Below are 20,277 nucleotides of genomic sequence, written 5' to 3'. Positions count from 1 at the left end.
TTATGGAGCCGAAACTGAACCGTCGGTGACCAGGGAGATCGAGGTGAAGCCTGCACGGCCCAGCTCGCCCATAACCTGCATCACTCTGCCGTAATCGAGACTGCGGTCACCGCGCAGCACCACCAGCGGCTGCTCGCCCCCGCGGTTGAGCGCCTCTAGCGCGGCAGGCAGCCCACCGGCGGGGACGGGATCCTGCTCGATGTAGATGGTGCCCGCAGCGTCGATCGAGACGGTGATCTGGTCGGGCTTCTCCTCGACCGGCGCGGCGCGGCTTTCGGGGAGTTCGACCGGAACGCCCACGGCGGGCAGCGTCACCGTCACCATGAAGATGATCAGCAGCACCAGCATCACGTCGACCAGCGGGGTGACGTTGATCTCGGCCATCGCCGCGCGGCGGGCGCGCTTGGAGCCTTTGCGGCTGCGGCCTGTGACACCCATTCCCATCAGGCGCGATCCAGTTCGCGGCTCAGCCCCGTGTGGAGCTTGTCGGCGAAGCGCTGGAGCCCCGCCTCGTAGCGGTCCACCGATCCGCCGAAGCGGTTGTAGGCAATCACCGCGGGGATTGCGGCGAACAGGCCGATCGCGGTCGCGAACAGCGCTTCGGCGATGCCGGGGGCCACCACGGCGAGGCTGGCGCTCTGCTGCGCGCCGATCTGGAAGAAGGAGTTCATGATCCCCCACACCGTACCGAACAGCCCGACGAAGGGCGCGACCGAGCCGACGGTCGCGAGGAAGTTCAATCGCCCGGAAAGCTCGTCGGCTTCTTCCGCAATCTGGCTGTCCATGACGGCGGCAATGCGCTGGCGCGCAGCATCACGGTCGACCGGCTGCTTGGCCGTGGACTTCCTCCACTCGTCGAGCCCGGCAGCGGCGACGCGCGCAGCGGGAACTTCTTTCCGCATCTGCTTGGTCAGCAGGCCCTCGCGGTCGCGCTGTTCCCAGAACTCGCCCTCGTATTCTCGCGACTTCTTCGACAGGCCACCGATCCGCAGGGAGAAGGAGACGATGATCATCCACACCCAAACGCTCGCCAGGATCAGGCCCAGCATCACCGCCTGCACGATGATGTCGGCCTGAAGAAACAGCTCGACCGGATCGAGCCGGGTCGGAGCGGCGGCGGCGCTGAGGAAGGCAAGCGTCACGGGTCAATCGTCCTTGTTCATGAAAGTCTGGAAGGCGGCGCGCCATTCGGCGGGCTGGCGGCGCGGGCGGCCGTCGAAGGTGATGAAGCCGACGCGCAAGGATGCCTCGCACAGCACGTCGTCGCCGCGCCGCGCGATCTGGTGCATCCGGCACGAGGCCGCGCCGAGTTCCGTGCAGCGGGTTTCGATCACCACATCGTCATCGAGCTTGGCGGGGCGAAGGTACTTAAGGTTCACCTCGGACAGGGCATAGGCCCCCTCCCCGATCTCGATCGCCGCGCGCTGGTCGATCCCGAGCAGCCGCAGCAGATCCGAGCGCGCCCGCTCGAACCAGCGCAGGTAGTTCGCGTGGTACGTGATCCCCGACAGGTCGGTGTCCTCGTAATAGACCCGCACGGCATAGAGATGCCGCGCACCGTCAAGGATGCCGCCCGGGGGATGGGGAGAGGTCATGTGCGCCACCTAGCCTAGCGGGGAATCCCTGCAAAGCCGCTGTGTGCGTTTTGAAGATGAACAGCAGCCGAACCGGGCCGAATACGCAGACTAACCGCGCTTCCAGATCATCGGCCCAAGGGGCTGCCCGCCAAAGATGTGGACGTGCAGATGCGGCACTTCCTGCCCGCCGTGCTGGCCGATATTGGCGAGGAGGCGGTAGCCGGGTTCGACCAGCCCCTTCATCCGCGCGACTTCGCCCACAGCGCGCACGAAGCCCGCGATCTCTTCGTCGCTCGCCCTGGCGCTGAAGTCGTCCCAGCTGACATGGCGCCCCTTGGGGATCACCAGCGTGTGGACCTCGGCCTGCGGGTTGATGTCCTCGAAGGCGAAGGCCCAGTCGTCCTCGTAGACCTTCTTCGAGGGGATCTCCCCGCGCAGGATCTTCGCGAAGATGTTGTTGTCGTCGTAGGGCAGGGTCGGGTCGATCGGCATTATTCGCTCCGGCTGGCTTTTTCCGCGAGGCCCGAGAGCCCCTCGCGGCGGTCGAGTTCGGCGAGCACCGTCTCCAGTGCCACACCCTTCTCGGCGAGCAGCACCATCAGGTGAAACAGCAGATCGGCGGCCTCGCCGACAAGCTCCTGCTCGTCACCCGCGAGCGCGGCGATCACGGTTTCGGTCGCCTCCTCGCCCACTTTCTGCGCGATCTTGGCGAGCCCCCTGGCGTGGAGCTTGGCGACGTAGCTGGTCTCGGGCGAGGCCGAGAGGCGCTGGGCGATGGTCGCTTCGAGGCGGGCGAGGGTTTCGGACACGTGTTCAAATCTCGTCATTGCGAGCGCCGCAGGCGCGCGGCAATCCATGGTCGGACGTTGCCGCATGCGGCGCGGTCAGTCCATGGGTTGCTTCGCTACGCTCGCAATGACGAATGTTCAACCGCGCGCCGGAAGCCCTGCCGCGCGGAGCGCCGCATGGGCCTCGGCGATGGTGTGGTGGCCGAAGTGGAAGATGCTCGCGGCCAGCACCGCGCTGGCATGGCCCTTGGTGACACCGTCGACCAAATGCTCGAGGCTCCCCACCCCGCCGCTCGCGATTACCGGAATGCTGACGGCATCGGCAATCTCGCGGGTGAGGGCGAGGTCGTAGCCCCGCTGCGTTCCGTCCCCGTCCATCGAAGTGACGAGCAACTCGCCCGCGCCCAGCCCCGCAACCTTCAGCGCATATTCGACCGCGTCGATGCCGGTCGGCTTGCGCCCGCCGTGGGTAAAAATTTCCCAGTTGCCGCGCGGCGTGCGGCGCGCATCGACGCTGGCGACGACGCACTGGCTGCCGAAGCGTTCCGCGATCTCGCCCACCAGCTCGGGCCGGGCGACGGCTGCGCTGTTCACAGCGACCTTGTCGGCGCCGGCCAGAAGCAGCGCGCGCGCATCCTCGGCCGAGCGCACCCCGCCGCCGACGGTCAGCGGCATGAAGCACACCTCTGCCGTGCGCCGCACCATGTCGAGCAGCGTCCCGCGCCCTTCGTGGCTGGCGGAAATGTCGAGGAAGCACAGCTCGTCGGCGCCGGCCGCATCATAGGCGCGCGCCTGCTCGACCGGATCGCCCGCGTCCTTGAGGTCGACGAAATTGACGCCCTTGACCACGCGGCCATCGGCCACGTCGAGGCAGGGGATGACGCGGATGCGGACGGTCATGGAAAAGGCTCCAGCGGCGGTCTTTGAACGGGGACAAGCGCCCGGCAGCCCTCCTTCGGGCAAGGAATTTCCGGAGGCGATGCCGTTTCGATAACAACAGTGCAGACACCCGCCTCGTCACACGTAGCGGGCATGGTAAAGGCTGCCACGGCAATGCCAGCGCACAAAAGCGCCGCAAGGGCCTCTGCCGCGACAAGCCCCCAGAACGTCACAGGATTCTCCCACTTGCGCAGGGTCGCGATAACGAAGCCGGCATACCCGGTGCGAATGTCGCGAACCGCGAGCGCTCCAAAGACGAGCGACAGAACGGCCATGATCGCTCCGACCTTCGTCACCTTGCTTCGGCTCTCTGCCCCATCGCGATCGCCGCCGCCAGATCGAGCCGCCCTTCATACAGCGCGCGGCCCGTGATCACCCCCTCGATCCCCTCGTGCGCGTGGAGCGAGAGGATGTGGATGTCGTCGAGCCCCTTCACGCCGCCGCTGGCGATCACCGGAATATCGACGCGGCGGGCGAGGTCGACGGTCGCCTCGATGTTCACGCCCTTCAGCAGCCCATCGCGGCCGATGTCGGTGAACAGCAGGGAGGCTACCCCTGCGTCCTCGAAACGGCGGGCGAGGTCGGTGACGGGGACGTCGGAGACTTCCGCCCAGCCCTCGGTCGCGACCATGCCGTCCTTGGCGTCGACCGCGACGACTATGCCGTTCTCCCACTCGCGGGCCATTTCGCGCACGAATTCAGGGTTCTTGAGCGCCGCCGAGCCCATCACCACCCGCGCGACGCCAAGGTTGAACCAGCCTTCGACCGCCGCCGCATCGCGGATGCCGCCGCCCAGTTGCACATAGCCGGGGAAGGCTTCGACGATCGCCTCCACCGCCGCGCGGTTGCGGCTTTCGCCCGCAAAGCTGCCGTCGAGATCGACGACGTGGAGGTGCTCCGCCCCCGCATCGGCAAAGATCATCGCCTGCGCGGCGGGATCATCGCCGTAGATCGTGGCGCGGTCCATGTCGCCTTCGGCAAGGCGCACGACCTGGCCGCCTTTGAGGTCGATGGCGGGGAAGATGATCACGGATACCACTCCAGAAAGCGCCGGAGGGTCGCGAGGCCGTAGCCCTGGCTCTTCTCCGGGTGAAACTGCACGCCGAGGATGTTGTCGCGAGCGACGGCGGCGACCAGCCCCTCGCCGTGGTCGGTCATCGCGGCGATCGTTTGCGGATCGGTGGCGGCGAAATGGTAGGAGTGGAGGAAATAGGCCTCGCCCTCCTCGATCACCGCGTGATCACGGGCGTGGGGGAGCACCGCGACATCGTTCCAGCCCATGTGCGGCACCTTGATGGCGGCATCGGAAGGCTCGATCAGCCGCACCTCGCCTGCAATCCAGCCGAGGCCGGGGGTCTCGCCATGCTCGAGGCCCTTGTCGGCGAGCAGCTGCATCCCCACGCAGATTCCGAGGAACGGCGCTCCGCCGACGCGGACACGCTCGGTCATGGCCTCGACCATGCCGGGGATCGCGTTCAGCCCCTCGGCGCAGGCCCTGAAGCTGCCGACGCCGGGAAGCACGATCCGGTCAGCCGCGCGCACCACGTAGGGGTCGGCGGTGACGGTGACCTCAGCCCCCGCCGCCTTCAGCGCGTTGTGGACAGAGTGGAGGTTGCCCGCGCCGTAATCAACGAGCGCGACCACCTCACCCACCGAGCTGCCCCTTGGTGCTCGGGATCGCGCCGCCCTTCCTCGGGTCGCGCTCGACCGCCTGCCGCATCGCGCGGGCGAAGCCCTTGTAGAGGCTCTCGCAGATGTGGTGGTTGTTGGTGCCGTAGAGCAGCTCCATGTGGAGCGTGATGCCGGCGGCCTGCGAGACCGAATGGAACCAGTGCTCGATCAGCTCGGTGTCCCATTCGCCGAGGCGTTCCTGGGTGAACTTGGCCTTCCACACGAGGTACGGCCGCCCCGAAATGTCGAGCGCGACGCGGCTCAGCGTCTCGTCCATCGGCGAGTATGCCGCGCCGTAGCGACCGATCCCGGCCTTGTCGCCGAGCGCCTGCGAAATCGCCTGACCCAGCGCGATCGCCGAATCCTCGGTGGTGTGGTGCTGGTCGACATGGAGATCGCCCTCGACCTTCATCGTCACGTCGATCAGCGAGTGGCGGCTGAACTGCTCGACCATGTGGTCGAGGAAGCCGATGCCGGTCGACACGTCATAGGCGCCGGTCCCGTCGAGATTGACGGCGATGGCGATCTTGGTCTCGGTGGTGTTACGCTCAACCGAGCCGGTGCGGGCGGGGATGCTGGCCATGGCTTGGCGCTATAGTCGGATGGGCCGCCAAGACAAGCGGTCGGCGCAAGGCGGTGTGATGCTGTCAATTTGGCATGACAGATCAAAGTCCCTTGACCAACCCCGCCTGTGCGGCCACCAATCGGCTCTGCCATGAACAGTGACACGCCCGATAGCCTGATCCCCTATGATGAGATCGTGCAGGAAGCCCTGCGCGCCGTCGTCGGCCGGGTGCTGGGCTCGATCGTGAGCGGCGGCGGCAGCCTGCCCGGCGCGCATCACTTCTACATCACCTTCAAGACCGGTGCGCCGGGGGTCTCGATCCCCCCGCACCTGCGCGAACGCTTCCCCGACGAGATGACGATCGTGCTCCAGAACAAGTTCTGGGATCTCGAGGTGCTGCCGCAGAGCTTCTCGGTCAGCCTCACCTTCAACCAGGTGCCGGCCAAGCTGACGATCCCCTTCGCCGCGATCACCGCCTTTGTCGATCCGGCGGTGGACTTCGGCCTCCAGTTCCAGGCCGCGGTCGAGGAGCTCGAGCCCGAGGCGCACGAGGATGCGGAGAATGACGGGCCGGACACCGATCCCGATGGCTCGAACGTCGTCTCGATCGACTTCGGGCGCAAGAAATAGCGCCCTATGGCGGGGGCCAGAAGGGCAGCTCGGGGCAAGCGCGGCAAGGCTGCAAGCCCTTCGCAAACAACGGGAAAAGCGCCCGCCAAGGGCCCGGGCGGCGTGCCGTTGCCGAGCCCTGTCGCGGCCACCAACCTCGTCATCGCCGACATCGTCCTGCGCGCGGCAGGCGGCCTGCTGCGTGACCGGCTGGAGAAGGGCCTGCTGGTCAAGAGCCACGGACAGGACAAGGCCGACAAGCTGGTGGACAAGCGCGGGCTTGCCTCGAGCCTCGCGCTCTACGGGGCGAGCCGCCTTGCCCGCCGCTCCCCGCTGGGGCTCGCCGTGGTCGCCGGGGGGCTCGCCGCCAAGGTCTTCTACGACCGGGGCAAGCGGCTGGAGAAGAAGGCCCGCGCGAAGGATTTGAAGGAAACCCCCGAGGGCGAATCCTGACCGCCCCTTGATTTGTGCCCGCGTTCTAAGGCAACGGGGCCTATGGGCGACTCCTCACCGCAAACTGCCGACCAGCTCCATCGCCGGGGCCTGATGTTCATCCTCTCCTCCCCCTCGGGTGCGGGGAAGACCACCCTGTCGCGGATGCTGCTGGCCAAGGACGCCGAGATCAAGCTCTCGGTCAGCGCCACCACCCGCCCGCCACGTCCGGGCGAGGTTGACGGGGTGCACTACCATTTCGTCTCGCACGAACGCTTCCAGCAGATGATCGACGAGGACGATTTCTACGAATGGGCCGAGGTTTTCGGCCATCGCTACGGCACCCCCAAGGGCATCATCCGCGCCGCGCTGAAGCAGGGGCAGGACTTCCTGTTCGATATCGATTGGCAGGGGACCCAGCAACTTTACCAGAAAGATCAGCAGGATGTGGTGCGGGTCTTCATCCTCCCGCCCTCGATCGAGGAACTCCACCGCCGCCTCAAGGGCCGCGCCACGGACAGCGCGGAGGTCATCGCCGCCCGCATGGAACGCGCCCGGGCCGAGATCAGCCACTGGGACGGCTACGACTATGTCATCATCAATGACGACATCGACGTCTGCTTCGACAAGGTCCGCGCGATCCTCGAGGCCGAGCGGATGAAGCGCGCCCGCCAGACCGGGCTGATCCCGTTTGTCCGCGGGCTGATGGTCTGACCCTGCCCGCTGGTCACCGCGAGGCGGTGTTTCACGTGGAACATCGCCGGTTTTCCCCTGCCGACAGGGCTCTGATGCCCCTCTGGCAGCCTGCGAGACCGCGCTGGCGGGGGTCTGGTGGGGGTCTAGAGGGGGTCTAGAGGGGATCTGGCACGGGTCCGCGCGAGCCGCCCGCGCCCGCCCGCCCCGCCGCCCGCGCCCCGCCGCCACACCCCCCGCGCAAAAGCCCCGTAACGGTGCCAGTCCTGCCGCTTTGCAGTTGATCCGGCAGGCTTTGCCTTCCAGAATGCGCTCCGCAGGCGGTGCATGGGGATGCGCCGCGACAGGGTTTGCAAGGGGCAGCATGACACGGATGCGAATGGCGGCTGCGGCCGCAGCGGCGGCGCTGGCGATAGCGTCGCAACCGGCACGGGCCGACGATTTCACCACCTGCGACGGTTTCAGCGCGCCGACCAAGAAGACCGACGGCATGACCGAAGGCACATGGATGTTCGGCCTCGCCACCGCCACGGTCGATCTGCGGCCGGCCGACATGCGCCTCAGCGAACGCGGGATCGAGGCGTGCGACCGCGCGCTCGCCGATCCGTTGCTGCAACCCGGACAATGGTTGCGCCGCGCCAACCTGCAACAGGCCAAGGCGCTCCACGCGATCCAGTCGGGCAAGCCCGAAGTCGCGCTCGAGGCCACCGCGCAGAGCGACGAGACCGGCAAGGCCGATCCCTTCTTCGCCGTCAGCCTCGGCCTCGGCAACCAGGCGATCCGTGCGCTCGCGCTCGGCCAGCTCGGCCGCAAGGACGAGGCAATGGCCGCGCTCGGCAAGGTCAGCGCCGCGCGGCCGTGGTCGGCCAGCATCCAGCGGCTCACCACCCTGATCCAGTTCCGCATCGACGAGGACGCCGCGCAAGACTCCTTCGTCAGGAACATCGTCCTCTCCCCCGAGAACGCGAACCTCCTTTACTGGGACGCGATCATGCGGGCCGATTATGCCGCGGCGATCGGCTATGCCCCGGCGATCACCTGGGATCTGCCCAAGAAGCGCGGCGGCTGGGTGATGGACAACGAGGTCCGCCAGCGGCTCGAAAGCATCAAGGAACGCGCAGAGGTGACCGGCGCGCTCGCCTTCGCGCTGACGCTGGAGGGCCGCACGCAGGAAGCCGCGCTGGTGGTGCAGGAAGCCAATGACGATCTGGCCGAGGCGATGGCGCTCCCGCCGCAACGCCCGGGCGGCAAGCCGCCCAAGAAGCGCGACCTGCAGGACTGGGAAACGCGCCAGCCCTATGCCGAGGCTGGCAAGCTGAAGCTGGAGCTGTGGCAGCAGGCCGCGACCTTCGTACAGGGCCTGCCGAGCCGCCCGCCCGAACTCGCCTTCGATGCCTTCACCAAGAGCCCGATTTCCGAGCTGCCGATCTTCGTTTCGGTGCTCAAGGGCCTCAACCTCCCTCAGCCCCAGCAGGCCGCCGAACGCGATGCGGCGGTGACCCAGTTCCTCAACAAGCTTGCCGCGGAAAAGCGCGAGGCGCTCCGGATCAGCAACCGCCAGCTGGCGCAATTGCTGCCGCGGCGCCTCACCGCCAAGATGATGCCGGTGATGAAGCCGGCAGGCGACGGCTATTTCCTCAGCGACACCGGCCTGTCGCGTGCGCAGGAGGACAAGAGCGACATCTGGACGGTCCGCTTCGTCCACAAGACCGCGCCGATCCACGTGGTCGAGGAGCTGGCGGTCTATGGCGCGGCGATGACTGCGCAGCGCGAGGGCAAGGACAGCATCGTCATCCTCTCGCGCCGCTCGGCCGAGCTCACCACCAATATCGTGGGCATGTATGGCGGCACCAGCTCGTCCTTCGCCTCGGGCTACGAGGCGCAGCTCCGGGTGCGGCTGGTCAATTCGGCGAGCCTGCCGCCCGAGCTGACGGGGATGGAATACCGCGTGCTTTCGGCCAAGCAGATCATCGACGACATGTCGGGCCGGGTGAAGGCAGGCAGCGGGATCACCATCGCCTGGTAGGGGCCGGGCGCGCGCGGCGCAGGCTGCGCTTGTCACATTGACATCAAATTGCGGTCGCAATTGTCACAGGAGTGAAACGTAACTGCCATATCGGCGCGGCAGCCGGTTCATCGTGAATGGGCACAACGCGAGTAAACCCGTCCATGCGCCGCACGTCTGCCGGTTTGTCCCTTGCTCTTGTCCTTGCCGCGCTGATGGCAGGAACCAGCTTCCCCGCCGCCGCCCAGCAGGCTGCGCCTGCCACCGGCGGCGCGCAGCCCGATTCGGCCCAGACGATCGCCGATCTCCAGCGCCAGATCGACGAGCTGAAGGCGATGGTGACCGCGCTTCAGGCGCAGCAGGCCGCAGCGCCCGCGCCTGCCCCCGTGACCGTCGCGGCGCCCGCGCCCGCTCCGGGTGCGCCCGCCGTCGCCGTGACGTCCGCCCCGGGCAAGCCCGTCGCGGGCGCGCCGATCACCGCGGCCGAGCTCGCCGCCGCGCCTGCTCCCGCCAAGCCCAAGCCCAAGGCATGGTACGAAAAGCTGCGCCTGCGCGGCTACACCCAGATGCGCTTCAACCAGATCGTCTCGGGCGATGCCAATGCGCCCGCGGGCGTCTCGCGCCTGCGCACCATCGGCGACAGCGAAGTGCGGCCCGACAACAATTTCAGCTTCCGCCGGATCCGCATGATCATCCAGGGCGACGTGAACGACCACCTCTCGCTCTATTTCCAGCCCGATTTCGCCGCCGCGGTCTCGAACCAGTCGGCGGGCGAACGGCGCGAGGGCAGCGTCAGCCTGCGCGACATGTATGCCGATGTCTTCCCCACCGGCGACAAGGCCTTCCGCATCCGCCTCGGCCAGTCGAAGGTGCCCTATGGCTGGGAGAACATGCAGTCCTCCTCGCAGCGTCTCGCGCTCGACCGTACCGACGCGATCAACACCGCCGCATCGGGTGAGCGCGATCTCGGGATCGTCGCCTATTACACCCCGCACCACGTGCAGAAGATCTGGGACCGCCTCGCGGCCGACGGGCAGAAGCTTTTCGGCAATTACGGCGCCTTCGGCTTCGGCGCGTTCAACGGGCAGGGCCTCAACCGCACCGAGGGCAATGACGGCGTGATGCTGGTCGGCCTTGCGACCTGGCCGTTCGAACTCGACGGTCTCGGGCTCGACGGGCAGGTGTTCGAGATCGGCGGTTCGGTGATGCACAACCGCATCCGCCCCGAAGTGCGCACCGGGGGCCTCAGCGCGGCGAGCTTCAAGGACGACCGCGTCAATCTCCACGCGATCCTCTACCCGCAGCCGATCGGGGTGCAGGCCGAATGGAACTGGGGCAAGGGTCCCGAATTCGTCCCCGCGAGCGGCCGGATCGAGGAACGCCCGCTCGATGGGGGCTATGTCCAGCTGATGGGCAAGATCGACAAGTCGCCGATCGGCCCGTTCTATCCCTTCGCGCGCTGGCAGTATTACCGCGGCGGCTTCAAGGCGGCGATCAATGCGCCGCGGCTGGAGACCGAGGAGCTGGAGCTGGGCTTCGAATTCCAGCTCGATTCCGCGCTGGAGATCACCACCACCTACGGCTTTGCCAAGCGCAAGGAGGCCGACGAGCGCCGCTTCGGGCAGGCCGAGGGGCAGATTCTGCGCATCCAGGCCCAATGGAACTACTGACGCGGAATTACTGATCTAGCCTATTGCTCCGGCGGCAGCTCGTCGGGCCCGCGGCCGGGCTCGTCGATATCGGGCGGGGTCGGCTCGGTCTCGGGCGGGGCGGGCGTCGGTTCGACCGGTTCGGCCGGGGGTTCGACGATTTCGGGATCGGGCGTGGGTACCGAGGCCATGAGCGCTCTCCGCTTGCTGGGGGAGGCGCGAGCATAGCCTATCGCGCGGCGGCCTTCTGCAACCTGCCGCCTCGCTTCACCCCTCGCGCGGGCCGCTTGGGCCGCTGGCGCATGCGAAAGGGGCCGGAAGATCGCTCTCCCGGCCCCTTGCCTGTCAGCGCTGGAAGGCTCAGTGCCCGCCGCCGCTCGGGTCGGCGAAGTGGTTGGGCAGGTGCGCGTTGACCACGCCGCCGTCGACCGTCAGCGTCTCGCCCACCACATAGTCGCCCGCGCGGCTGCACAGGTAGATCGCGGCGGCCGCCATGTCCTCGGCGGTGCCGATGCGCTTGGCGGGGATGCCCGAGGCCGAGGCGTCGGGCGCGTCCTTGGCGGCGCGGTTCATCTCGGACGGGAACGCGCCCGGCGCGATCGAGGTCACCACGATATTGTCCTGGATCAGCCGCGCGGCCATGCGCCTGGTGAGCTGGATCACGCCTGCCTTCGAAGCCTGGTAGGCGTAGGTCTCCCACGGGTTGATCCGCTGCCCGTCGATCGAGGAGACGTGGATCACCTTGGCCGGATGCCCCTGCTTGCCGCCCGCGACCAGCAGATCATGGAGCTTCTGGGTGAGGAAGAACGGGGTCTTGACGTTGAGGTCCATCGTCCGGTGCCAGCCGGCCTCGGAAAACTCGAGATAGGGCTGGCCCCAGGCCGCACCCGCGTTGTTGATGAGGATGTCGAGATGGCTCTCGCGCGCCTTCAGCTCGTTGGCGAGGGCGACCATGCCGTCCATCTGCGAGAGGTCGGCGGGGATGCCGATGACGCGATCCGCGCCGAATTCGGAGCCAAATTCGTCAATGGTCGCCTGCATCTGCTCGACCTTGCGCGCCGAGATATAGACCCGCGCGCAGCCCGCCGCGAGGAGCCCCTCGACGAACATCTTGCCGATCCCGCGGCTGCCCCCGGTGACGAGGGCGATGCGGCCTTCGAGGCTGAAAAGTGATTGAATGTCCATTTAGAATCTCTCCGTCTTCCCGGGCTTGACCCGGGATCCCGCTTACTTTGTCCCCGCCGCAGGAAGGAAGCGGGGCCCCGGATCAAGTCCGGGGAGACGATGTTGGCCTAGTATCCGCTCAGCTCCGCCACGCGGTTGGCGTGGTAGAAGGCATCGCCGAGGAACTCCGCCAGCGCGCGGTCGCGCTTCATGTAGAGGCCGATGTCGTATTCGTCGGTCATGCCGATGCCGCCGTGCATCTGCACGCCTTCCTGCACCGCGAGGCGTGCGGTCTTGGCGACCTTGGCCTTGGCGACACTCGCCATCAGCTCGGCATGGGTCGAGCCGCCGTCGAGCAGTTGCTGCGCCTTGATCGTGACCGCGCGGGCGATCTCGACCTCTGAATAGAGGTGGCTGGCGCGGTGCTGGAGCGCCTGGAACTCGCCGATCAGCTTGCCGAACTGCTTCCTCTGCTTGAGGTAGTCGACCGTCATGTCCATCGCCCCGCGCGCAACGCCGACGCCTTCGGCCGCCGCGCCGACGCGGCCTGCGAGCAGCATCGCATCGAGCACGGCGCGCCCGCCGTCGATCTCGCCGATCACGGCATCGCCGTCCAATTCGACGCCGTCGAACCTGGTGTGGGTCGCCATCGACGAGTCCACCAGACGCACGCTGTCATGGCTCATGCCCGCCGCGTCCTTGGGGACGGCGAAGAGCGTGATCCCGTCCGCATCATCGTCAGCGCCGCTGGTGCGCGCCGCGACCACGATCATGTCCGCGCTCGCGCCCTGGATGACGAAGCTCTTGGCACCCGACAGCTTGAAGCCGTTGCCCGACTTTTCGGCACGGGTGGTGATGCGCTCGGGCCGGTGCTTGGCGGTCTCGTCGATGGCGACGGCGAACACGGAATCGCCCGCGATCAGCCCCGGCAGGTAGCGGCCCTTGAGGTCGGCCGAGCCGTGCTTCAGCGCGGTCGCGGCCAGCACGGAGGAGGTCAGGAACGGCGAGGGCGTGAGGTTGCGGCCAATCTCTTCCAGCACGATCCCCGCCTCGACATGGCCCATGCCGAGGCCCCCGTCGGCCTCCTCCACCAGCATGCCGGTGAAGCCCATCTCGGCCATCTGCTTCCACAAGGCGTGGCCGAAGCCGTCCTTGCAGTTGCGGTCGCGCCAGTGGCGCAGCTGCTTGGCGATATTGCCTTCCTCGGCGATGAAGCCGCGCGCGGTATCGGCGAGCATCGCCTGATCTTCGTTGTGATACAGGGGCATTTTTCCCTCCTCCTATCCCGTCACCCCCGCGCAGGCGGGGGTCCAGCGATCTTCGCAAGCAAGCTGGATCCCCGCCTTCGCGGGGATGACGATGCATTATTGTTTTAAATCAAGCCCCCGGCAGGTCGAGGATGCGCTTGGCGATGACGTTGAGCATCACCTCGCTCGTCCCGCCCTCGATCGAGTTGGCCTTGGTGCGCAGCCAGTTCTTGGCAGGCTTGCCGCCCTCGGTCGCCTCGCTCTCCCATTCGAGCGCGCGGCTGCCGCCGACCGCCATCATCAGCTCGTGGCGGCGCTTGTTCAGTTCGGTCCCGGCGTATTTCATCATGTTCGGCTGCGCGGGGTGCGCCTTGCCGACCTTGATCTCGTCGAGGAACTTCTCGCCCATCGCGGCATAGGCGAGCGCATCGACATCGAACATCGCCAGTTCCGCGCGCAGGACGGGATCGATGTCGTCGCCGGTCTTCGCCGCATGACGCTTCATCGCCGCGCCGATCGCCGCCTGACGCTCGCCGCCGTCCGCGCCCGAGATCATCTCGCGCTCGTGGCCGAGGAGATACTTGGCGACGTCCCAGCCGCGGTTGATGGTGCCCACATAAGCCGGCACGTCATCGCCGTAGGACTTGGGCACGGCGACGTTGTCGAAGAAGGTCTCGCAGAAGGGCGAGGAGCCGGAGATCAGCTTGATCGGCTTGGTGGTGACGCCTTCGCTTGCCATGTCGAACAGCATGAAGGTGATGCCGCCGTACTTGTTCTCCTTGTCGGTGCGGACGAGGCAGAAAATCCAGTCGGCGTGATCGGCATAGGAGGTCCAGATCTTCTGGCCGTTGACGACCCAGTGATCGCCCTTGTCCTCGCCGAAGGTCTGGAGCGAAACGAGGTCGCTGCCCGAGCCCGGTTCTGAATAGCCCTGGCACCAGCGGATTTCGCCGCGCGCGATTTCATTGAGGAACCGCTGCTTCTGGCCTTCGGTGCCGAAGTGGAGCAGCGCCGGGCCGAGCATCCAGATGCCGAAGCTGCTGAGCGGCGGGCGGGCGTTGATGCGGCCCATTTCCTCGCGCAGCACCTTGGCTTCGGGCGCAGAAAGGCCAGCGCCGCCATATTCCTTGGGCCACATCGGGACGGTATAGCCCTTGGCGATGCAGGCTTCGAGCCACGCCTTCTGCGCGTCGTTCTTGAAGGTCGCGCGGCGGCCGCCCCAATAGATGTCGTCCTCGCCGCGCACGGGCTCGCGCATTTCGGGCGGGCAGTTCGCCTCCAGCCACGCGCGGGTTTCGGTGCGGAATTGCTCAAGATCGGCCATGCCGACTCTCCTCTCTCGTGTCTCTCACTTGACGCTTACGTTAGGATCAATTTGCGCCTGCCTGCAAGCGTCCTTCGCGCATTCGGGGCATTGCGCCCGATGCCGTAACGTCACCCTGCCGCGGCCATTGACGCGGGGCGGAATGGGGCTAGCTTGACCGCAAGAACAGACAAGCCGTGGGAGAGAAACTTGGGCCGGAACTCCGCCAGCAAGGGCGCGCGCGCATGCCGGTAGCCGGAGGTCCGATTGCCGCAAAGCTGCCGATGCGGGTGAAGGTGCTCACCGGGTTCGGCTCGGTCGCCTTCGGGGTGAAGGACAATGGTTTCTCGTTCTTCCTGCTGATCTTCTACAACCAGGTGTTGGGGATGGACGCGGCGCTCGTCAGCCTGGCGCTGCTGATCGCGCTGCTGGTGGATGCGGTGGTCGATCCGCTGATCGGCAACCTGTCGGACCGCACCTACACCCGCTGGGGCCGCCGCCTGCCGTGGCTCTATGCCGCGCCGGTGCCGCTCGCGATGCTGTGGGTCTGGCTGTGGAGCCCGCCCGGCGGCGCGGCCCCGAGTTTCGCAGGGCTGGTCGGCATCGCGATCGCGGTGCGCGTGCTGCTGTCGGCCTGCGAGGTGCCCTCGATCGCGCTCGTCCCCGAACTGACGCAGGACTATGACGAGCGCACGACGCTGTTCCGCTACCGCTTCCTGTCGGGGTGGATCGGGGGGCTGGGGATGATGATCCTCGCCTATACCGTGTTCATGCCGGGGCCGGAGGGGATGCTCTCGCTCGAGGGCTATCAGGCCTTCGGCATCTTCGGCGCGGTGCTGATGGCGGCTTCGGTGATCGGATCGGCGGCGGGCCTGCACCCGCTGGTCGCGCGCCTGCCCGACCACAAGCCGGAGCACTTCACCTTCAAGGGCGCTTTCGCCGAGATCGTCGAGGCTTTCTCCGAGAAGAGCTTCCTGATCTTCGCCGCCGGGGGGCTCGCCGCCTATGTGGCGCAGGGGATGACCTTCTCGATCTCGAACTACCTAAACCTGTTCGTGTGGCAGCTGTCGGGATCGCAGCTGGTGTTCTACCCGCTGGTTCTGTTCGCGAGCGTGGTGCTGATGTTCGTGATCGTCGGCCCGATGCACCGGCGCTGGGGCAAGAACGGCAGCGCGGCGCTGAGCGCGGTGGCGGCGGCGGTGATCGGGATCATGCCTTATGGCCTGCTGCTGGCCGGGCTTTGGCCGCCCGCGGGGAGCAACGCCTCGACCGCAGGTTTCTATGCCTTCGTCTTCATCGCCAATGCGCTGGGCGTCGTCTCGCTGGTCTCGGCGACCTCGATGATGGCCGAGATCGTCGAGGCCTTCGAGGAGCGCACGGGAAGGCGCGCGGAGGGCTCGTTCTTCTCGGGCGGATGGCTGGTGCAGAAGTGCGCGACGGGGGCGGGGATCTTCGTCACCGGACAGATCATCGCCTTTGCCGGCCTTGCCACCAATTCCGCCCCCGGCACGGTGCCTGACGAGGTGCTGGCGCGCCTGATCCTGTGCTTCGGCGCGGCGGGCGTGGGGCTGGCGCTGGTCTCGGCCTTCTGGCTCGGCCGCTTCCCGATCAGCCGCGCGGAGCACGAGGCACGGCTCGAACGGCTCGCCCATCGCAGGAAGCCCGACCCGCTCGCCGAAGCCGCCCGTGCCGATCCGGAGGGCCATTCGGTCGGCGCCTGACGCACCACAAAAGAGAGCTTGGCGGGGGCGCTGCCCCGTGCCACGGTCGCATCCAGATTCGATTGCAAATAAGGACGAGAGGAACACCCCCATGGATTTCGAACCCACCGAACGCCAGGCCTATTGGCGCGATCGCGTGCGCGATTTCATCGAGCAGCACGTGCGCCCCAACATGGATGTCTACAAGGCGCAGGACGCCGAGGGCGGGCGCTGGAAGGTGATCCAGATCATCGAGGACAAGAAGAAGCTCGCCAAGGAAGCGGGCATCTGGAACCTGTTCATGCCGCCGCGCAACGACAGCCACCACCATGTGGACGAGACCTTCGAGTTCGACGGCCCGGGCCTCACCAACCTCGAATACGCGCTGTGCGCCGAGGAAATGGGCCGCATCGGCTGGGCGAGCGAGGTGTTCAACTGCTCGGCGCCCGATACCGGCAACATGGAAGTCTTCCACCGCTACGGCACCCGCGAGCAGAAGGAAGAGTGGCTGCGTCCGCTGATGAACGGCGAAATCCGTTCGGCCTTCCTGATGACCGAGCCCTACACGGCCTCCTCGGACGCCACGAACATCGAGACCCGTATCGAGCGGGACGGCGATCACTACGTGATCAACGGGCGCAAGTGGTGGTCGTCGGGCCTCGGCGATCCGCGCTGCAAGGTCGCGATCGTGATGGGCAAGACCGACCTTTCGGCCCAGCGCCACGCGCAGCAGTCGATGGTGCTGATGCCGATCGACGCGCCGGGGGTGAACATCATCCGCCACCTCCCCGTCTTCGGCTATGACGATGCCCCGCACGGCCACATGGAAGTCGAGATGGTCAACGTGCGCGTTCCCGTGTCGAACATGCTGCTCGGCGAAGGTCGCGGCTTCGAGATCGCGCAGGGCCGCCTCGGGCCGGGCCGCATCCACCACTGCATGCGCACCATCGGCGTCGCCGAAGAGGCGCTGGCCAAGATGTGCCGCCGCCTGCAGGAGCGCGAGGCTTTCGGCAAGCCGGTCTACAAGCACTCGGTCTGGGAAGAGCGCGTCGCGCGTGCCCGCATCGATATCGACATGACCCGCCTCCTTTGCCTCAAGGCCGCCGACATGATGGACAAGGTCGGCAACAAGGCGGCCAAGCAGGAAATCGCGATGATCAAGGTGCAGGCGCCCAACATGGCGCTCAAGATCATCGACGATGCGATCCAGGCGCATGGCGGCGGCGGGGTGTCGGAAGACTACGGCCTCGCCTCGGCCTATGCCCACCAGCGCACCCTGCGTCTGGCGGACGGCCCGGACGAGGTCCACGCCCGCTCGATCGCCCACATGGAGTTCGCCAAGCACGCGCCGGTCGCCGGCCCGACGGCCAACGCCCTGCGCGGCAACCACGGGCGCGCTGCCAATGACGGCCAGAGCTTCAGCTCGGGCGACATGGGCGTGGCGCGCTGACACTAAACTCCCCTCCCGCTTGCGGGAGGGGGCGGGGGTGGGCACGGGCCAACCGCGAGGAAGGCCCACCCCGCTGCGACTAGGACTTGCGAGGCAAGCCCAAGTCTCGCTCCCCTCCCGCAAGCGGGAGGGGTGAGGAATTATCATGGCAAAAGCCGCCATTCTCGAAGCCCCCGGACAGGGCCTGCGCATCGCCGAGGTCACCTATGCCGAGCCCGGCCCGCATGAAGTCCTGATCGACACCAAGGCCTGCGGGCTGTGCCATTCGGACCTGCACTTCATCGACGGGCACTATCCCCACGCCCTGCCCTGCATCCCGGGGCACGAGGCGGCAGGCGTGGTCCGCGCGGTCGGCTCCGAGGTGAAGACCGTGAAGCCGGGCGACCACGTCGTCTCCTGCCTCTCGGCCTTCTGCGGCCATTGCGAGTTCTGCGTCACGGGCCGCATGGCGCTGTGCCTCGGCGGCGACACCCGCCGCGCCAAGGGCGAGGCCTCGCGCATCGCCTTTGCCGATGGCGCGCCGGTCAACCAGATGCTCAACCTCTCGGCCCTGTCAGAGCAGATGCTGATCCACGAGCACGCCTGCGTCGCGATCGACAAGGCCATGCCCTTCGACCGTGCCGCGCTGCTCGGCTGCGCGGTGACGACCGGCGCGGGGACGATCTTCAACGCCTGCAAGGTGACGCCGGGCGAGACCGTGCTGGTGGTCGGCTGCGGCGGGGTGGGCCTTGCCGCGATCAACGCCGCGAAGATCGCGGGCGCGGGCAAGATCATCGCCGCCGATCCGCTTGCCGAAAAGCGCGAGCTCGCCAAGGTGCTGGGCGCGACGCACACTGTCGATGCGCTGGCCGAAGACGCCGCCAAGCAGATCATCGCCATCAGCGGCGGCGGGGTCGACTGGGGGATCGAGGCGGTGGGCCGTCAGGCCTCGGCCGATCTTGCCGTGGCTTCGCTGAAGCGCGGCGGCACGGCGGTGATCCTCGGCATGATGCCCTTGGACTGCAAGGTCGGGCTCGGCGCCTTCGACCTCCTCAGCGGCAAGAAGCTGATGGGCGCGATCATGGGGATGAACCACTTCCCCGTCGACCTCCCGCGCCTCGTCGATTTCTATCTGCGCGGGCTGCTCGATCTCGACACGATCATCGCCGAGCGGATCACGCTCGACCAGGTGAACGAAGGCTTTGACACGATGCGCGGGGGGCATTCCGCGCGCACGGTGGTGGTGTTCGACTGATGACTGACGCTCCCCAGATCGATTTCGACAAGGAAATGGTCGGCACGGTCGAAGTGACCGAGAAGGACGCGCTCGACCTGGCCTCGCTCACCGCGTGGTTCGAGGCGAACGTCGAGGGCTTTGAAGGCCCGATCAGCTACACCAAGTTCAAGGGCGGCCAGTCGAACCCGACCTACCGGATCGACACGCCCGGAACGAGCTACGTGCTGCGCCGCCAGCCGTTCGGCAAACTTTTGCCCAGCGCCCATGCGGTTGACCGGGAATATGCAGCAATGTCAGGGCTTTACCCGACAGGCTTCCCCGTTCCTCGCACGTTCGGTCTGTGCGAAGATCCCGAAGTTCTCGGCTCCAAGTTCTTCGTGATGAGCATGGCCGATGGCCGCTCGCTGTGGAACGGCGCGCTCCCCGGTGTGAGCCCGGACGAGCGCCGCGCGATCTATCATGCGCTGATCGACACCATGGCCGAGCTCCACCTGCGCGAGCCCGACAAGATCGGGATGGGCGACTACGGCAAACCGACCGATTACTGCGCGCGCCAGATCACCCGCTGGACCAAGCAGTACAAGCTCTCCGAGACCGAGCACATGCCCGAGATGGAAGCGCTCATCGAATGGCTCCCGCAGACCATTCCGCCGCAGCATGGCTCGAGCGTGGTGCATGGCGACTACCGGCTCGACAACGTGATCTTCCACAAGACCGAACCGAAGATCATCGCGGTGCTTGACTGGGAGCTTTCGACGCTGGGCGATCCGATCGCCGATTTCAGCTACCTCATGCTCAACTGGCACAACCCCGCGGATGGCCGCGCGGGGCTGCTGGGGCTGGACCTGGAAGCGCTCGGCATCCCGTCGCAGCAGGAAGCGGTTGATCGCTACGTCGCACGCACCGGCTTCCCCGTGCCGCCGATGGACTGGTACTTCGCCTACAACCTGTTCCGGCTCGCAGGGATCATGCAGGGCATCAAGAAGCGGGTGATCGACGGCACCGCCTCCTCCGCCCACGCCCAGGCGATGAGCGACCGCGTCCGGCCGCTCGCCGAGCGGGCGTACCAGTTCGCCATAGCGGCAGGTATGCCAGCATAAGGCACGAGCGTCGGGGCGGCTTACGTATGCCGCCCCTCGTCTTGCAGCCTCCGCTTGCCGCGAGGCTGCCGCGCGGCTACGGCGAGGCCGATTTCTGACCCATTCCCGTTCGCCCTGAGCTTGTCGAAGGGCCGCACTTTCTCTTCATGCGCTGCTCTCGAAGGAAAGA

General features: G+C 67.0%; 23 protein-coding genes. 9 read left to right on the top strand and 14 right to left on the bottom strand.

All coding sequences use genetic code 11. The annotated features are described in order from the left end of the window. From BZF57_RS00605 to hisB, 10 genes are all read right to left on the bottom strand, one after another. Nucleotides 1-444: an ExbD/TolR family protein gene (locus BZF57_RS00605; protein WP_086733542.1), complete on the bottom strand. Its 444-nt coding sequence runs from the start codon at nucleotides 442-444 to the stop codon at nucleotides 1-3. Next, nucleotides 444-1,142, bottom strand: coding sequence for a protein TolQ (tolQ, locus tag BZF57_RS00600; RefSeq protein WP_086733540.1), 699 nt, complete (start codon nucleotides 1,140-1,142; stop codon nucleotides 444-446). Before tolQ ends, BZF57_RS00605 begins: the two co-directional genes overlap by 1 nt. Nucleotides 1,143-1,145: 3 nt before the next feature. Next, nucleotides 1,146-1,595, bottom strand: coding sequence for a YbgC/FadM family acyl-CoA thioesterase (locus tag BZF57_RS00595; protein WP_086733538.1), 450 nt, complete (start codon nucleotides 1,593-1,595; stop codon nucleotides 1,146-1,148). Nucleotides 1,596-1,685: 90 nt separating this feature from the next. Then, complete coding sequence (locus BZF57_RS00590; protein ID WP_086733536.1) at nucleotides 1,686-2,069, bottom strand: histidine triad nucleotide-binding protein; 384 nt, start codon at nucleotides 2,067-2,069, stop codon at nucleotides 1,686-1,688. Further along, nucleotides 2,069-2,404, bottom strand: a complete 336-nt coding sequence (locus BZF57_RS00585; RefSeq protein WP_086734550.1) for a phosphoribosyl-ATP diphosphatase — start codon at nucleotides 2,402-2,404, stop codon at nucleotides 2,069-2,071. Before BZF57_RS00585 ends, BZF57_RS00590 begins: the two co-directional genes overlap by 1 nt. 99 nt (nucleotides 2,405-2,503) lie before the next feature. After that, nucleotides 2,504-3,265: an imidazole glycerol phosphate synthase subunit HisF gene (gene hisF, locus BZF57_RS00580; RefSeq protein ID WP_086733534.1), complete on the bottom strand. Its 762-nt coding sequence runs from the start codon at nucleotides 3,263-3,265 to the stop codon at nucleotides 2,504-2,506. Then, on the bottom strand, nucleotides 3,262-3,579 hold the full coding sequence (locus tag BZF57_RS00575; RefSeq protein ID WP_143738273.1) for a hypothetical protein: 318 nt from the start codon (nucleotides 3,577-3,579) through the stop codon (nucleotides 3,262-3,264). The genes hisF and BZF57_RS00575 overlap by 4 nt, the downstream gene beginning before the upstream one ends. Nucleotides 3,580-3,596: 17 nt before the next feature. Continuing rightward, on the bottom strand, nucleotides 3,597-4,334 hold the full coding sequence (hisA, locus tag BZF57_RS00570; RefSeq protein WP_086733530.1) for a 1-(5-phosphoribosyl)-5-[(5-phosphoribosylamino)methylideneamino]imidazole-4-carboxamide isomerase: 738 nt from the start codon (nucleotides 4,332-4,334) through the stop codon (nucleotides 3,597-3,599). Beyond that, nucleotides 4,331-4,957, bottom strand: coding sequence for an imidazole glycerol phosphate synthase subunit HisH (gene hisH, locus BZF57_RS00565; protein ID WP_086733528.1), 627 nt, complete (start codon nucleotides 4,955-4,957; stop codon nucleotides 4,331-4,333). The genes hisA and hisH overlap by 4 nt, the downstream gene beginning before the upstream one ends. Beyond that, nucleotides 4,950-5,558, bottom strand: coding sequence for an imidazoleglycerol-phosphate dehydratase HisB (gene hisB / locus BZF57_RS00560; RefSeq protein WP_086733526.1), 609 nt, complete (start codon nucleotides 5,556-5,558; stop codon nucleotides 4,950-4,952). Before hisB ends, hisH begins: the two co-directional genes overlap by 8 nt. Nucleotides 5,559-5,690: 132 nt before the next feature. Between hisB and BZF57_RS00555 the strand changes: the two genes are divergently transcribed. The 5 genes from BZF57_RS00555 (at nucleotide 5,691) to BZF57_RS00535 (ending at nucleotide 10,949) form a co-directional block, all read left to right on the top strand. After that, nucleotides 5,691-6,170, top strand: coding sequence for an SspB family protein (locus BZF57_RS00555; RefSeq protein ID WP_086733524.1), 480 nt, complete (start codon nucleotides 5,691-5,693; stop codon nucleotides 6,168-6,170). Between the two features lie 108 nt (nucleotides 6,171-6,278). After that, nucleotides 6,279-6,602, top strand: a complete 324-nt coding sequence (locus BZF57_RS00550) for a hypothetical protein (protein WP_086733522.1) — start codon at nucleotides 6,279-6,281, stop codon at nucleotides 6,600-6,602. Nucleotides 6,603-6,644: 42 nt separating this feature from the next. Continuing rightward, nucleotides 6,645-7,295, top strand: coding sequence for a guanylate kinase (gene gmk / locus BZF57_RS00545; protein WP_086733520.1), 651 nt, complete (start codon nucleotides 6,645-6,647; stop codon nucleotides 7,293-7,295). Nucleotides 7,296-7,638: 343 nt separating this feature from the next. Further along, entirely contained in the window at nucleotides 7,639-9,300 is a 1,662-nt protein-coding gene (locus tag BZF57_RS00540) for a hypothetical protein (protein ID WP_143738271.1), read from the top strand. A 194-nt stretch (nucleotides 9,301-9,494) separates the two neighbouring features. Then, on the top strand, nucleotides 9,495-10,949 hold the full coding sequence (locus BZF57_RS00535) for a porin (RefSeq protein WP_240505800.1): 1,455 nt from the start codon (nucleotides 9,495-9,497) through the stop codon (nucleotides 10,947-10,949). 20 nt (nucleotides 10,950-10,969) lie between these two features. Here the strand turns inward: BZF57_RS00535 and BZF57_RS21295 are convergent, their stop codons facing one another. The 4 genes from BZF57_RS21295 to BZF57_RS00520 all read right to left on the bottom strand — a co-directional run bounded on the left by BZF57_RS21295 (nucleotide 10,970) and on the right by BZF57_RS00520 (nucleotide 14,663). After that, complete coding sequence (locus BZF57_RS21295; RefSeq protein ID WP_169712913.1) at nucleotides 10,970-11,119, bottom strand: hypothetical protein; 150 nt, start codon at nucleotides 11,117-11,119, stop codon at nucleotides 10,970-10,972. 169 nt (nucleotides 11,120-11,288) lie between these two features. Further along, the gene (locus tag BZF57_RS00530) at nucleotides 11,289-12,113 is read right to left on the bottom strand and encodes an SDR family oxidoreductase (RefSeq protein WP_086733516.1); all 825 of its coding nucleotides are present in this window, start codon (nucleotides 12,111-12,113) and stop codon (nucleotides 11,289-11,291) included. Nucleotides 12,114-12,220: 107 nt separating this feature from the next. Next, nucleotides 12,221-13,360 carry an acyl-CoA dehydrogenase family protein gene (locus BZF57_RS00525; RefSeq protein ID WP_086733514.1) on the bottom strand — a complete coding sequence of 380 codons (1,140 nt, stop codon included), beginning with the start codon at nucleotides 13,358-13,360 and terminating at the stop codon, nucleotides 12,221-12,223. Between the two features lie 109 nt (nucleotides 13,361-13,469). Continuing rightward, nucleotides 13,470-14,663, bottom strand: a complete 1,194-nt coding sequence (locus BZF57_RS00520) for an acyl-CoA dehydrogenase family protein (protein ID WP_086733512.1) — start codon at nucleotides 14,661-14,663, stop codon at nucleotides 13,470-13,472. A gap of 224 nt (nucleotides 14,664-14,887) precedes the next feature. On the opposite strand from BZF57_RS00520, the gene BZF57_RS00515 reads away from it, so the two are divergent. The 4 genes from BZF57_RS00515 (at nucleotide 14,888) to BZF57_RS00500 (ending at nucleotide 20,108) form a co-directional block, all read left to right on the top strand. After that, nucleotides 14,888-16,363 (top strand): MFS transporter, encoded by a 1,476-nt coding sequence (locus tag BZF57_RS00515; RefSeq protein ID WP_086733510.1) that lies wholly within the window; start codon nucleotides 14,888-14,890, stop codon nucleotides 16,361-16,363. A gap of 91 nt (nucleotides 16,364-16,454) precedes the next feature. Then, nucleotides 16,455-17,792, top strand: a complete 1,338-nt coding sequence (locus BZF57_RS00510; protein ID WP_086733508.1) for an acyl-CoA dehydrogenase family protein — start codon at nucleotides 16,455-16,457, stop codon at nucleotides 17,790-17,792. A gap of 145 nt (nucleotides 17,793-17,937) precedes the next feature. Further along, a complete protein-coding gene (locus tag BZF57_RS00505; protein WP_086733506.1) occupies nucleotides 17,938-19,026 on the top strand; it encodes a Zn-dependent alcohol dehydrogenase in 1,089 nt (362 codons plus the stop codon). Continuing rightward, complete coding sequence (locus BZF57_RS00500; protein WP_086733504.1) at nucleotides 19,026-20,108, top strand: phosphotransferase family protein; 1,083 nt, start codon at nucleotides 19,026-19,028, stop codon at nucleotides 20,106-20,108. The genes BZF57_RS00505 and BZF57_RS00500 overlap by 1 nt, the downstream gene beginning before the upstream one ends. The last annotated feature ends 169 nt before the right edge of the window (nucleotides 20,109-20,277 follow it).

The sequence above is a fragment of the Erythrobacter colymbi genome, assembly GCF_002155685.1.
GTDB lineage: Bacteria > Pseudomonadota > Alphaproteobacteria > Sphingomonadales > Sphingomonadaceae > Erythrobacter > Erythrobacter colymbi.
Note: the sequence above shows the minus strand (reverse complement) of the source record. Positions and strands in the feature narration are given on the sequence as shown.